Origin of the sequence: Geodermatophilus sp. Leaf369, assembly GCF_001424455.1 — a bacterium.
Taxonomy (GTDB): domain Bacteria; phylum Actinomycetota; class Actinomycetes; order Mycobacteriales; family Geodermatophilaceae; genus Klenkia.
The window spans coordinates 416,552-429,185 of record NZ_LMQA01000002.1 but is presented as its reverse complement, the minus strand read 5'-3'; the positions used below and the strand labels follow the sequence as shown (position 1 = coordinate 429,185).

At 73.7% G+C, this 12,634-nt stretch carries 12 protein-coding genes; 7 read left to right on the top strand and 5 right to left on the bottom strand.

The window, feature by feature from the left end; all coding sequences use genetic code 11:
- Positions 1 to 250: 250 nt before the first annotated feature.
- On the top strand, positions 251 to 1,831 hold the full coding sequence (locus ASG36_RS10905) for a peptide chain release factor 3 (protein ID WP_055763670.1): 1,581 nt from the start codon (positions 251 to 253) through the stop codon (positions 1,829 to 1,831).
- A 65-nt stretch (positions 1,832 to 1,896) separates the two neighbouring features.
- Here the strand turns inward: ASG36_RS10905 and ASG36_RS10900 are convergent, their stop codons facing one another.
- The 5 genes from ASG36_RS10900 to ASG36_RS10880 all read right to left on the bottom strand — a co-directional run bounded on the left by ASG36_RS10900 (position 1,897) and on the right by ASG36_RS10880 (position 5,006).
- Positions 1,897 to 2,772, bottom strand: a complete 876-nt coding sequence (locus ASG36_RS10900) for an endonuclease domain-containing protein (RefSeq protein WP_157498764.1) — start codon at positions 2,770 to 2,772, stop codon at positions 1,897 to 1,899.
- 137 nt (positions 2,773 to 2,909) lie between these two features.
- Positions 2,910 to 3,437 (bottom strand): gamma carbonic anhydrase family protein, encoded by a 528-nt coding sequence (locus tag ASG36_RS10895; RefSeq protein WP_082523119.1) that lies wholly within the window; start codon positions 3,435 to 3,437, stop codon positions 2,910 to 2,912.
- 14 nt (positions 3,438 to 3,451) lie between these two features.
- Positions 3,452 to 3,847: an RNA polymerase-binding protein RbpA gene (locus ASG36_RS10890; protein WP_082523015.1), complete on the bottom strand. Its 396-nt coding sequence runs from the start codon at positions 3,845 to 3,847 to the stop codon at positions 3,452 to 3,454.
- 158 nt (positions 3,848 to 4,005) lie between these two features.
- Complete coding sequence (locus ASG36_RS10885; RefSeq protein WP_055763662.1) at positions 4,006 to 4,293, bottom strand: hypothetical protein; 288 nt, start codon at positions 4,291 to 4,293, stop codon at positions 4,006 to 4,008.
- A 164-nt stretch (positions 4,294 to 4,457) separates the two neighbouring features.
- Positions 4,458 to 5,006, bottom strand: a complete 549-nt coding sequence (locus ASG36_RS10880; RefSeq protein ID WP_082523014.1) for a GNAT family N-acetyltransferase — start codon at positions 5,004 to 5,006, stop codon at positions 4,458 to 4,460.
- Between the two features lie 144 nt (positions 5,007 to 5,150).
- Here ASG36_RS10880 and ASG36_RS10875 point away from each other — a divergent pair, with 144 nt between their 5' ends.
- From ASG36_RS10875 to opgC, 6 genes are read left to right on the top strand one after another with little or no spacing between them, the layout of a single operon-like run.
- Positions 5,151 to 6,173 (top strand): glycoside hydrolase family 26 protein, encoded by a 1,023-nt coding sequence (locus ASG36_RS10875; protein WP_200944434.1) that lies wholly within the window; start codon positions 5,151 to 5,153, stop codon positions 6,171 to 6,173.
- Positions 6,170 to 7,405, top strand: coding sequence for a PP2C family protein-serine/threonine phosphatase (locus tag ASG36_RS10870; protein ID WP_055763658.1), 1,236 nt, complete (start codon positions 6,170 to 6,172; stop codon positions 7,403 to 7,405). Before ASG36_RS10875 ends, ASG36_RS10870 begins: the two co-directional genes overlap by 4 nt.
- Positions 7,405 to 9,399: a glycosyltransferase gene (locus tag ASG36_RS10865; protein ID WP_055763656.1), complete on the top strand. Its 1,995-nt coding sequence runs from the start codon at positions 7,405 to 7,407 to the stop codon at positions 9,397 to 9,399. Before ASG36_RS10870 ends, ASG36_RS10865 begins: the two co-directional genes overlap by 1 nt.
- Positions 9,396 to 9,734 carry an STAS domain-containing protein gene (locus ASG36_RS10860; protein WP_055763654.1) on the top strand — a complete coding sequence of 113 codons (339 nt, stop codon included), beginning with the start codon at positions 9,396 to 9,398 and terminating at the stop codon, positions 9,732 to 9,734. The genes ASG36_RS10865 and ASG36_RS10860 overlap by 4 nt, the downstream gene beginning before the upstream one ends.
- The gene (locus tag ASG36_RS10855) at positions 9,724 to 10,170 is read left to right on the top strand and encodes an ATP-binding protein (protein ID WP_055763652.1); all 447 of its coding nucleotides are present in this window, start codon (positions 9,724 to 9,726) and stop codon (positions 10,168 to 10,170) included. Before ASG36_RS10860 ends, ASG36_RS10855 begins: the two co-directional genes overlap by 11 nt.
- On the top strand, positions 10,167 to 12,632 hold the full coding sequence (gene opgC / locus ASG36_RS23005; protein ID WP_055763650.1) for an OpgC domain-containing protein: 2,466 nt from the start codon (positions 10,167 to 10,169) through the stop codon (positions 12,630 to 12,632). The genes ASG36_RS10855 and opgC overlap by 4 nt, the downstream gene beginning before the upstream one ends.
- Positions 12,633 to 12,634 lie beyond the last annotated feature (2 nt).

Here is a 12,634-nt window from a genome sequence, read left to right as displayed (position 1 = left end):
CGTCGAGGACCCCGGAATGGTCACCCGACCCCGGAGTCGACACGACGACCCGGGACTCCCCGACCATTCCCGGAGAACGCGACGGACGTCACCAGAACGTGACCGGCCGGCACCGGCGGTCACCGCCCCGCGCACGGACCGGGGCCCGCGCCGACCGCCGTAGACTCGGGGGGTCCCCCGCGTCGCCGGGCCACCCGCACGACCCAGCACCGCCCCCGTCCGCGGGTACGCCGGTGAGGACAGGAGCACCGTGAGCACCGCCGCCACCGAGGCCGCGCGCCGGCGCACCTTCGCCGTCATCAGCCACCCCGACGCGGGCAAGTCCACGCTCACCGAGGCCCTGGCCCTGCACGCCCACGTGATCGGCCGCGCCGGCGCGGTGCACGGCAAGGCCGGCCGTGGCGCCACCGTGTCGGACTGGATGGACATGGAGAAGGCCCGCGGCATCTCCATCACCTCGGCCGCGCTGCAGTTCGCCTACCGCGACGCCGTGGTCAACCTGGTCGACACCCCCGGGCACGCCGACTTCTCCGAGGACACCTACCGGGTGCTCACCGCCGTGGACGCCGCGGTGATGCTGGTCGACGCGGCCAAGGGCCTGGAGACCCAGACCATGAAGCTGTTCGCGGTCTGCCGGCACCGCGGCATCCCGATCATCACCGTGGTCAACAAGTGGGACCGCCCCGGCAACGAGGCCCTCGCGCTGATGGACGAGATCGCCGACCGCACCGGCCTGCAGCCCACCCCGCTGACCTGGCCGGTCGGCATCGCCGGGGACTTCCGCGGGGTGCTGGACCGCCGGGACGGCTCCTACCGGCACTTCACCCGCACCGCCGGCGGCGCCACCATCGCCCCCGAGCAGGTCATGACCGCCGACGCGGCCCTGGCCCAGGAGGGCGACGCCTGGACCACGGCGGTCGAGGAGGCCGAGCTGCTCGGCGAGACCGGCGCCGACCACGACCAGGAGCTCTTCCTCGCCGGCGCCACCACCCCGGTGCTGTTCGCCTCCGCGGTCTCGAACTTCGGCGTCGCCGCCCTGCTCGACACCCTGGTCGACCTGGCCCCGCCGCCCGGGGACCGGCCCGACGTCGACGGCAAGCCGCGCGCCATCGACGACCCGTTCAGCGCCTTCGTGTTCAAGGTGCAGGCCGGCATGGACACCGGGCACCGCGACCGGCTGGCCTACATGCGGGTGTGCACCGGGGTGTTCGAGCGCGGCATGGTGGTCACCAACGCCGCCAACAACCGGCCCTTCGCCACGAAGTACGCCCAGCAGGTGTTCGGGCGCGACCGCGAGACCATCGAGACCGCCTACCCCGGTGACGTCGTGGGGCTGGTGAACGCCCAGGCCCTCGGGGTGGGCGACACCCTCTACGTCGACTCCCCCGTGGTCTACCCGCCGATCACCACGTTCGCCCCCGAGCACTTCGCCGTCGCCCGGGTGGCCGACACCAGCAAGTACAAGGCCTTCCGCAAGGGGATGGACACCCTGGCCGGTGAGGGCGTCGTCCAGGTGCTCATCAGCGAGCGCCGCGGGGACGGCGCCCCCGTGCTCGCCGTCGTCGGACCGATGCAGTTCGAGGTCGCCCAGCACCGGATGGAGCACGAGTTCGGCGCCAAGGTGAGCCTGGAGAACCTGCCCTACTCGCTGGCCCGCGCCACCGACGCCGAGTCGGCCGAGGAGATCAGCCGTGCCCGGGGTGCCGAGGTCATGACCCGCCCCGACGGCGAGCTGCTGGCCCTGTTCACCGACAAGTGGTCACTGCGGGCCCTGGAGCAGAACAAGCCGCACCTCACCCTCACCCCCCTCGTCGCCGCCGAGCTCTCCTAGCCCCTCCGCAAGAAGCGCCCTTTCTGGGGTCCCTCACCCCGCGAGAAGCGCCCTTTCTGGGGTCGTCATGCTGTGCGCTGTCCGACCAGGGCCTGAACGCGACGGACGACGTCGTCCATGTCGTAGAGGTCGGCGTTCGCCAGCCGCAGCACCACCCACCCGGCCGCGCGCAGCCGGGCGAGGCGGACGTTGTCCCGGGGGACCTGCTGGTCGGTGAAGTGGTGCGCCCCGTCGTACTCGATGGCGATCTTCAGCTCGGGGAACGCCAGGTCCACCCGGGCGATGAAGGCCCGCTGGTCGTCGAACACCTCGACCTGCACCTCGGGCAGGAGCCCGGCGCGCACCAGCGCGACCCTGACCCGGGACTCCTCCGGCGACTCCGCCCGCGCGTCCGCCAGCTCCACCGCCCGCCTGACCTGGGTGACGCGCCACTTCCCGCGCCGGTCCTGGACCCACGCCGCGAACTCCCCCAGGTCCAGGACACCTTCGTGGGCCAGCCGGTCGAGCGCGGCGACAGCGGTGGGGAGGGACTCCATCGCCGCGACGTCCCAGGCAGTGCGCCACGGGCCGGTGACCGGGACTCCCCGCCGGTCGACGAGGACGTCGTCGTCCGTCACGTCACTGCGATGGACCCGGACCTCTCTCGGGCCGCGCCAGGTGGCCCCGCCCGGACCCACGGCCACGACCGGGTCGACCGGACCGAGCAGGGGCGCGGCGTACCAGCCGACGGCCGACAGCCCGCCGATGGCGTAGCCGGCGGGGAGCACCAGCGCCGTCCCCAGGCACCGGGTGTCGTGGTCGAACGGGAGACCCCGGGTGGCGTAGACCCCCTGGACCACCCGGCGGTGACGCCGCCGCAGGTCCTCGGGTCGGACGAGCCCGGCGGCGACGGCGTGACTGCCGATGAACACGCCCTCGTTGAGGCGCACGTGACTGGACACGCCCCCACCCTGTCGCGGCGAGGAGCCCCCGGACCGGGTTGTCCACAGGCACCGCCCCGGAGCCCTGTCCCAGAAAGGGCGCTTCTTGCGATGAGGGGCACCCCAAAAAGGGCGCTTCTTGCGATGGGGGGAGCTCGTCAGAGGGGGCGGAGGGCGCGGTGCTGGTCGAGGCGGTCGGTGTAGCTGGTGGCGTTGGCGCGGATGGGGCCGACTGCGGCCTCGCCGAGCTCCTTGACCACTTTCGCCGGCACCCCGGCGACCAGCGAGCCGGGCGGGACGACGGCGTTCTCGGTGACGACGGCACCGGCGGCGACGATCGACCCGGAGCCCACGTGGGCCCCGTTCATAACCACCGCGCCCATGCCGACCAGCACGTCGTCGTCGATCCGGGCGCCGTGCAGCACCACCCGGTGGCCCACGGTGACCCGGTCGCCGAGGACGAGGGGGAAGCCGGGGTCGCTGTGCAGGGTGGAGCCGTCCTGCACGTTGGAGTCGGCGCCGATCGAGATCGTCTCGGCGTCGGCCCGCACGATCGCGCCGTACCAGACCGAGGACCTCGGGCCCAGGGTCACGCTGCCCAGCACCACGGCGGTGGGGGCGACGAAGGCGGTCTCGTCGACGGCGGGGACTCGGTCGCCCAGGGCGGCGATCAGGGGTGCGCTCACCACCCCTGACTACCTCACTGGCGGGTGCGCCGCGCCTTCAGCACGTCGAGGCGCTCGCTGAGGAGCTCGTCGAGGTCCTTGATCTCGCGGCGCTCCAGCAGCATCTCCCACGGGGTCTTGCTCACCCGCGGCGGGCCGGTCTTCCGGGCGCGTCCCCGGGTCGGCGGGGCCTCGCCGTCGGCCAGCACCGGGGCGACCGGGGTGTCGGGGGTGACCACGAGGATCGAGGTCTGGCCGTGGTTGGGGCAGGCCCAGGCGTTCGGCGGAACCGCGTCGGCGGCGAAGGTGACCCGCACGTCGTGACCCAGGGGGCACTCGTACGTGTGGGTCATGGTCTCGGCGAGCACGGCCCCGCGAACGGACTCGAGGCTGGTGGTCCCCATCCGGGAACCGCGGAGGTTGTCAGGCACGGTGGGGCCTCTCAGTCGTGACCGACCGGAGCGGGCGAAGGGATCGCCGGGGCAGTCGGAGGTCGTCGTCCCTGACCAAGATAGCCCTGCCGAGGCAGATGCAAACGCTGTTTACGCTCGTCGGGCCTGTGACCCTGACGTCACATCCCCACCTCGGATCAGCTGAGCGGGCTGGGCACGATCCGCGGTCCGCGGCGCGGGGCCGCAGCGGCCTGCTCCACCGCGGTGCGGTGCGCCGACACGAGCTGGGAGACCCGGTTGCGGGTCACCCCGGCCTCGCGGGCGACGGCGGAGGGGGCGTGGCCCGCCTCGACGGCGGCGACGAGGGCCGCCTCCCACCGCCGCTGGGCGTCGCGGGCTGCCGACTGCGCCGCCTGACGCTCGACGTCGGCGAGCCGGATGGCGCGCACCGCGGCGTGGGTGGTCGTGTCTGAGCTGCCCGTCATGCGCCCCACGATAGGCGCTCGCACCCCTGCTGGGGGGCCCCCGGAGCCCGGAGTCGCCCGGCTCACGCCTCTCCCACCAGCCCGAACGCCGTTGCACAGGCCGCCGACCAGCCCTCCACACGGACCGGCCAGGGGCTGGAGAAGCCCTCGGCGCGCAGCCGGAATCACAGCGACCGGGCCGGGCGGCCCTGCCGCACCAGCCGGTCCTCACCGTCCGGGCGGTACCCCAGCCGTCGGGTGACGGCGATCGAGGCCGCGTTGTCCTCGAAGGCCTCGGTGGTGGCGTGCTCGGCGCCCAGCGTGCCGAGGGCGAAGGACAGCACCGCGGCCCGCATCCGGGTGCCGATGCCGCGACCCTGGTGCTCCCGGCCGACCCACGAGCCGGTCGCGACCTCGCGCAGCACCGGCAGGTCCTGCGCGGACAGCTCCTGCATGCCGACGACGACGCCGTCCTGCAGCGCGACCACCGGCCAGCACCACCGTTGCGGGGTCCAGGCCCCCCGCACCTGCCAGTGGTACTGCACCGTCCGGCGGGCCCGGTCGGCGCCGGTGCCCACCGTCCACGGCTGGGTGAAGGGCATCTCGTCCTCGCCGTGCACCCCGGCTGCCGCCAGCGCGCCGAGCTCGGTCAGCCGGGCCTCGTCGGGGAGCTGGAGGACCAGCCCGTCCACGTGCAACCGCACGTCCGCCGGAGGCCAGGTCGGGGTGTCCACGGCTCCACCCTGGCCGGTGGGGCAACCGGTTTCGGCCGTGCCGGCCCGTGGTGACAGTCGGTCGCCGGCGGACTCACCACGACGAGGGAGACGTCGCCCGGACGGGGGCTCAAGTCGAGATCCGATCCAGTCGATGCCGGAATGGTGACGTTCCGCATCCCTGGTCTCCTCGCCGCACTCCTCGTGGCCGGCCTGCTGGCCCTGGTCGGGGCCACGCCGGCGGTCGCGGCGCCGTCGCGGAAGCCGGCCGAGGCGACCGGCACCGCCGCCCGTCCCGCGGCCGCCGCTCCCGCCCCGACCGGGCGGACCACGGCGCTGCGCTTCGGGGTCAGCGTCCCCGGTGGCCCCACCGCATCGGCAGAGCTGGACGCCAGTGCCACCGCCGCCGGCGAGCGCCCCAGCGTTGTCCTCTCCTACGCCGACTTCACCACCGCGCCCCCGCTGGCCGGCCTGGACGCCGTCCGCGCCCGGGGCGCCGACCCGGTGGTCACCTGGGAGCCCTGGACCTGGGGCTCGGCCGACCGCGCCCGGTTCTCGATGTCGAGCATCGCCGCCGGCACCCACGACGCCTACCTGCGCACCTGGGCCGACTCCCTCCGCCGCTGGGGCGGGACGGTCTACCTGCGCTTCGCGCACGAGCAGAACGGCGACTGGTACCCGTGGTCGGTCGGCGGCGGCACCACGGCGGCGGACTACACGGCCGCCTGGCGGCACGTCGTCCAGCGGTTCGACCAGGCCGGCGCCGGCAACGTCCAGTTCGTCTGGAACCCCAACGTCTCCTACCCCGGCTCGTCGCCGATGGCGGCCACCTGGCCCGGCGCCGACGTCGTCGACGTGGTCGGTCTGGACGGCTACAACTGGGGCACCTCCCAGTCCTGGAGCTCCTGGCAGTCGCCGCAGACCGTCTTCGCCGGCAGCCTCGCCGAGCTGCGCGCCCTCGCCCCCGGGAAGCCGGTGGTGATCGGCGAGGTCGCCTCCGCGGAGGCCGGCGGGGACAAGGCCGCCTGGATCCGCGACCTGGTCACGTGGCTGGACGCCCAACGTGACGTCGCGGCCGTCGTCTGGTTCGACCACGCCAAGGAGACCGACTGGCGGATCGCCAGCTCCCCGGCGTCCGCACGCGCCCTGACCACCGCACTGGACCTCCGATCGGGGCAGCACGCATGACCACCACCGACGTGGTCCACCACCTGGACCCCGAGCTCCTGCGTCAGCGGGCGGTCGACGCCCTCCAGCTGATCGGCACCCCCGCCGAGGAGCGCTTCGACCGGATCACCCGGATCGCCCAGCGGGTCTTCGGGGTGCCGATCGCGACGGTCACCCTGGTCGACCACGACCGGCTCTGGTTCAAGTCCTGCGCCGGGATGGACGTGCCCGAGGCCCCCAGACAGGCCTCCTTCTGCGACCGCACGGTGAGCCTGGCCGAGACCGTCGTCGTCCCCGACACCCTCGACGACCCGTGGTTCGCCGACACCCCGGCGGTCACCGGGCCCCCGCACATCCGCTTCTACGCCGGCCACCCGCTGGTCGGTCCGGCCGGGCAGGTCGTGGGCACGTTCTGCCTCTTCGACGTCCGCCCCCGACGGCTGGACACCACCCAGCTGGCCCTGCTCGACGAGCTCGGCGAGTGGGCCCAGCGGGAGCTCGCGCACTCCGCGGAGATGGAGCGCGCCCAGCAGGTGCAGCGGGGCCTGCTGCCCTCCACGACCCCGGACGTCCCCGGGTGGGACGTCGACGGGCTGTGCATCCCGGCCCAGGCCATCGGTGGCGACCTCTACGACCACGAGCCGGTGCCCGGCGGGCTGGCGCTCACCGTCGCCGACGTCATGGGCAAGGGCACCGGGGCGGCCATCCTGATGGCCACCGTGCGCGCCGTGCTCCGCGGTGCGGCCCGTACGGCGGAGTCCCGGCCCGGCCGGGGCGGCGAACCGCCCTGGGCCGGGGTCTCCCTGGGCGAGGTGTTCGCCGCGACCAACCGCGACCTCGAGCCCGACCTCGCCCGCTCCGGCAGCTTCGTCACCGCCTTCCACGCCCGGCTGGACCCGGCGACCGGCGTGCTCCGGTACGTCGACGCCGGCCACGGGCTCTCCCTGGTGGCGCGGGCCGACGGCACGACCGAGCACCTCTCCGGCGGGGACCTGCCGCTGGGCCTGGACCGGGACGCCACCTGGACCGAGCGGCAGCTGGTGCTGCTGCCCGGGGACACCCTCGCGGTGTTCAGCGACGGCCTGTTCGACGTCTTCGGCGGGACCACGGACTCCCTGGACGACCTGGCCGCCCTGGTGCGGCGCGACCCCGAGCCGGCCGCGGTCGTGGCCGCCGTCCGCGCGCTCACGTCGGTCTCGGCCCCGCTGGACGACGTCACCGCGCTGGTGGTCCGCCGACGGCCCGACGTCTGATGGGCCGTGCACGGGGGGAGCGCGCGGTCCCGCTGACCGGCCGGTTGGTGGTCATCCGCACGCTGGTGCTGCTGACGGTCCTGCTGGGGCTGAACTACATCGTGTGGCGCTGGCTGTTCAGCGTGAACTGGTCGGCCTGGTGGCTGGCCGTGCCGCTGGTGGTCGCCGAGACCTACAGCCTGATCGACTCGCTGCTGTTCGGGCTGACGATGTGGCGCTACCGGCAGCGCGGGGAACCACCGCCGGCGCCTCCCGAGGCGACCGTCGACGTGCTGATCGCGACCTACAACGAGCCGCTGGACCTGGTCATGCGCACCGCCCGGGCCTCGGTGGCGATCACCCACCCGCACCGGACCTGGGTGCTCGACGACGGCGCCCGCCCCGAGCTGCGGGAGCTCGTCGAGGCGGAGGGCATCGGGTACATCACCCGCTCGGTGGACTGGACCGACCGGCCCCGGCACGCCAAGGCCGGCAACCTGAACAACGCGCTGCTGGCCACCGACGGGGAGTTCCTCCTCATCCTGGACGCCGACCAGGTGCCCGAGCCGGGCATCCTGGACCGCACGCTCGGGTACTTCACCGACGAGCGGGTCGCCCTGGTGCAGACCCCGCAGTACTTCGTCAACGTGCCCGAGAACGACCCGCTGGGCAGCCAGGCGCCGCTGTTCTACGGGCCCATCCAGCAGGGCAAGGACGGCTGGAACTCGGCCTTCTTCTGCGGCTCGAACGCGGTGCTGCGCCGCGAGGCGCTGATGCAGCTGGGGGTCACCCGCTACGTCACCGAGCTCGAGGTCAGCCTGGACCGCAGCCTGCGCACCTCCGGCGCGGTGCTCGAGCGGGCCCGGGCCGGGGTGGACCCCGAGCAGAAGGTGGTGGCCCGGGCGCTGGGCTACGTGGCGTTCTCGCTGCGCCAGGCCCGCAACGAGCTCGCCCTGGGCCACGCCATCGCCGACGTCACCTGGTCCTTCCAGCAGCGGGTGGACGCCGCCGCGGCCGAGGTCGTCGCCGCCGACGTCAAGGCCCTGGAGGCCGACCTGGCCTCCATCCGGGAGCTGACCGCCGAGCTCGGCGACGAGGGCGGGCTCGCCGAGATCGACCCGGCGGCGCTCCGTCAGCTGGCCGGCCGGGACTGGTCGCCGCTGGGCGCGCTGGAGACGGTGCGCACGCTGGTCCGCTCGGTCGACGTCGACCGGGACGACGAGGCGCAGCCGGTGATGCCGCTGGCCACCATCTCCGTCACCGAGGACATGGCCACCTGCATGCGGCTGCACGGGCTGGGCTGGCGCTCGGTCTACCACCACGAGGTGCTGGCCCTGGGCCTGGCGCCGGAGGACCTCGGCACGATGCTGACCCAGCGGCTGCGCTGGGCCCAGGGCACCGTGCAGGTGATGCTGCGGGAGAACCCGCTGGTCCAGAAGGGGCTCTCGCTCACCCAGAAGCTGATGTACACGGCCACTATGTGGAGCTACCTGGCCGGCTTCGCCGCGCTGGTCTACATCGCCGCCCCGATCGTCTACCTGCTGGTCGGCGTGCTGCCCGTGCAGGCGCTGAGCTCGGACTTCTTCGTCCGGCTGGTGCCGTTCCTGGTGGTCAACCAGCTGCTGTTCCTCGTCGTCGGCCGCGGTGCTGCGACCTGGCGCGGCCAGCAGTACTCCCTGGCCCTGTTCCCGGTGTGGATCCGCTCGGTCACCTCCGCGGTGGCCAACGTGTACCGCGGCCGCAGCCTCGGGTTCGCCGTCACCCCCAAGACCAAGCAGGGCGGCGACGAGCTGCCCTGGCACCTGGTGAAGCCCCAGCTCACCGTGATGGTGCTGCTGGTGGTCGCCGCCGTCGTCGGGCTGATCCGACTCGCCGTCGGCCAGGCCACCCCGCTGGGCACCTGGGCCAACCTCGTCTGGGTCGTCTACGACCTCGCCGTCTTCTCCGTCGTCATCACCGCCGTCCGCTACCGCGGGTTCTCCCCCGCCCCCATCCCAGAGAAGGTCCCCTCGTGATCGACTTCCAGACGCACACCCGGGACGACGGCATCGGGGTGCTCGCCCCCGTGGGCCGGCTGACGATGGTCGCCGCACCCCAGCTCCGCGGGCTGGTCAGCCAGCTCGTCGAGCAGGGCCACCCGCGCATCGTGGTGGACCTCTCCGGCACCGAGTTCATCGACAGCTCCGGCCTCGGCGCGCTCATCGCCGGGCTCAAGACCACCCGGCAGGCCGGCGGTGACCTGCGGCTGGCCGCGGTCGGCCCGCAGGTGCAGGCCGTGCTGGAACTGACCAACCTGCACCGCGTGCTGCGCCCGCGCCCCGACGTCGCGGGCGCCTTCGATGGCGACTGACGGCGTCGAGCACGTCCTGCGGGTCAGCGCCCGCCCCGAGAGCCTCGAGCAGGTGCACGAGCTGCTCGCCGCCCTCTGGGCCGACGACGCCATGCCCGCCCTGGACCGGATGCACTTCGAGACCGCGGTCGCCGAGGTGGCGGCCAACATCGTCGAGCACGCCACCCGGGGCACCGCGGTGACGCTGGTGCTGCGGGTCAGCGGCTGGCCCGACCGGGTCGAGGCCCGCTTCGAGGACGACGGCGCCGAGGCCCACGTCGACCTGGACGCAGCCTCCATGCCCGAGTCCGGCGACCCCGACGACCTGGACGCCGTGCTGGCCCTGGCCGAGGACGGCCGCGGCCTGGCGCTGGCCCGGGCCGCCGTCGACGAGCTGGTCTACGAGCGGGAGGGGTCGACCAACCGCTGGTTCCTGGTCCGCCGGCGGTCGCGGTGAGGCGCGCCGGGCTCCTCGCCGTCCTCGTCGGGCTCCTCGTCGCACTGGGGGTCTCCCCCGCCTGGGCCGCCCCGCGCGAGGCCCTCACCCCGCCGGCCGGCGCCCCCTACGTCGGCCCGGCGCTGGACTGGACCAGCGACGGCGCCGCCGACTACGCCGACCGGCTCGGGGAGTCCCCCAGCCTGTTCGCCCAGTCCGTCCGCTACCCGTTGACCGACGACGACGAGCTCTACCTGCGCCAGTTCGTCGAGCAGGCCACCACCACCGGCGCGCTGGCCGTCCTGACGCTGGAGCCGACGGAGTCCCTCGGCGACCTGACGACGGCCGACGCCCAGCGGCTGGCCGACGAGCTCGCCGAGCTGACCGAGGCCGACGACGCCGCGTTCTGGGTGCGCTTCGCCCCGGAGATGAACGGCTCCTGGACCCCCTGGGGCCAGCAGCCCGCCGCCTACGTCGACGCCTTCCGCACCCTGGCCGACGTCGTGCACGCCACCGCGCCGGGCGCCGCGATGACCTGGGCCCCTGCCTACGGCGCGGGCTACCCGTTCGGCACCGCCCGCGGCGAGGTCGAGGGCTCCGGCCCGCGCGAGGAGTCCGCCCTGGACACCGACGGGGACGGCGCGGTCACCGACGCCGACGACCCCTACGCCCCGTACTGGCCCGGCCCCGGGTACGTCGACGCCGTGGGGCTGTCGGCCTACCACTACGGCCTGCAGCAGGACTTCGGCGCCAACGACGTCCCGCCGGCCGGCAAGTACGAGGCGCTGCTGTCCGGCACCGAGGGATGGAGTTCGCCCACCGGCGCCGGTCGCGACTTCTACGGCACCTACGTGACCGGCCAGGACCTGCCGATGGTGGTGCAGACCGGCGCGTTCTTCGCCCCCGGCGACCCGGGCGCGGACGTCGCCCAGGAGCTCGCGGTCAAGCAGGGCTGGTGGCGCCAGGTGTTCGCCGCCGCCCCGCAGTTCCCCGGGATCGCCGCCGTCGTGTGGCTGGAGCAGGAGCGCCCCGAGGCCGAGGCCGACGACGCCCTCGTCGACTGGCGGGCCACTGCCACCCCTGAGCTCGCGACCGCGTTCGCCGCCGACCTCACCGCCGCCGGGTTCACCACCGGGGCGGTCACCACGGTGCAGGACCTGCAGTCCGGCGGCACGGCACTGGCCCAGGACCGCGCCCGGACGACGACCGGCGGCGGCGACGAGATGGGCTGGATCGTCTTCTGCGCCGCGCTGGCGCTGCTGCTCTTCTACGCCTCCGGGCTGGCCGGACGGTTCCTGCCGTCCTGGCGGTACCCGGACGAGCACGACCCCCGCGACCGGCGGCTGGACCTGTTCCGCGGCTGGATCATCGTGGCGGTCGTGGTGACCCACATCGAGGTCGCCGGGCTGTTCTCCTACGTCACGCTCAACGCCATCGGCGCGATCACCGGCGCGGAGATGTTCGTGCTGCTCTCGGGCGTCGTGCTCGGCATGGTCTACCCGGTCGCGGTCCGCCGGGCCGGCGCGTGGCCGGCGGCGAAGGCCGCGTTCCGCCGGGCCGGGCGGCAGTACCTCACCGCGCTGGGCGTCGTCGTCCTGGTGTTCGTGCTGTCGTACGTGCCCTTCATCGACGCCTCGGTGATCACCACGTTCACCGACCGGGGCACCGGCGCCGACGGCAGCGCCGGGGCGGGCACGGTCTACGACCTGTACGCCAACGCCGGTCAGCTGCTGGGCTACCCGCCGCCCTGGTACGCGGTGCAGCAGCTGCTGCTGCTCCAGATGGGCCCCTGGGTCTTCAACATCATGGGCCTGTTCGTGCTGCTGTCGCTGCTGGTGCCGCCGCTGGTGTGGCTGCTGCAGCGCCGGCTCTGGTGGCTGGTGCTGGCGGTCAGCTGGGGCCTCTACGTGCTGCACGCCCAGACCGACCTGCGGGTGCTGCCCTCCCAGTTCGAGGACTCGTTCCCCCTGCTGGTCTGGCAGATCGCCTTCACCCACGGCCTGGTCGTCGGCTACTACCGCCGGCAGATCACCGCCGCGCTGTCCCGGGTGCGCGGGAAGGTGCTGGTCACCGTGCTGATGACCGCCTACGTCGGCACCCTCGTCGTCCTCTGGGCGGGCTCGGTGTTGCACGTGGAACCACTGGAGGGCGTCTACGACGGGCTCTACGAGACCTTTTACCAGCGCACCGACCTGCAGGTCGGCCGGTTGGTCGACCTGGCCCTCGTGGTCGTCGTCGCCTACGCGGTGCTGACCACGATGTGGAAGCCGGTGAACGCCGCCGTCGGCTGGTTCTACACGCCGCTGGGCAAGGTCAGCCTCTACGTCTTCATCGTGCACGTGTTCTTCGCCCTGGCCGTCGGCAACATCCCGGGCCTGGACCGGACGAACCCGTGGGTGGGCACCGCCGTGCACGCCGTCGTGCTGGCCCTGGTGTGGCTGATGGTGAGGTTCAAGGTCGGGTTCCGCTTCATCCCGACCTGATG

Excerpts from the sequence above, each read along its gene's own strand:
- ASG36_RS10885 (WP_055763662.1), bottom strand. The coding sequence starts at position 4,293 with ATGACGGGCAGCTCAGACACGACCACCCACGCCGCGGTGCGCGCCATC.
- ASG36_RS10870 (WP_055763658.1), top strand. The coding sequence starts at position 6,170 with ATGACCACCACCGACGTGGTCCACCACCTGGACCCCGAGCTCCTGCGT.
- ASG36_RS10865 (WP_055763656.1), top strand. The coding sequence starts at position 7,405 with ATGGGCCGTGCACGGGGGGAGCGCGCGGTCCCGCTGACCGGCCGGTTG.
- ASG36_RS10855 (WP_055763652.1), top strand. The coding sequence starts at position 9,724 with ATGGCGACTGACGGCGTCGAGCACGTCCTGCGGGTCAGCGCCCGCCCC.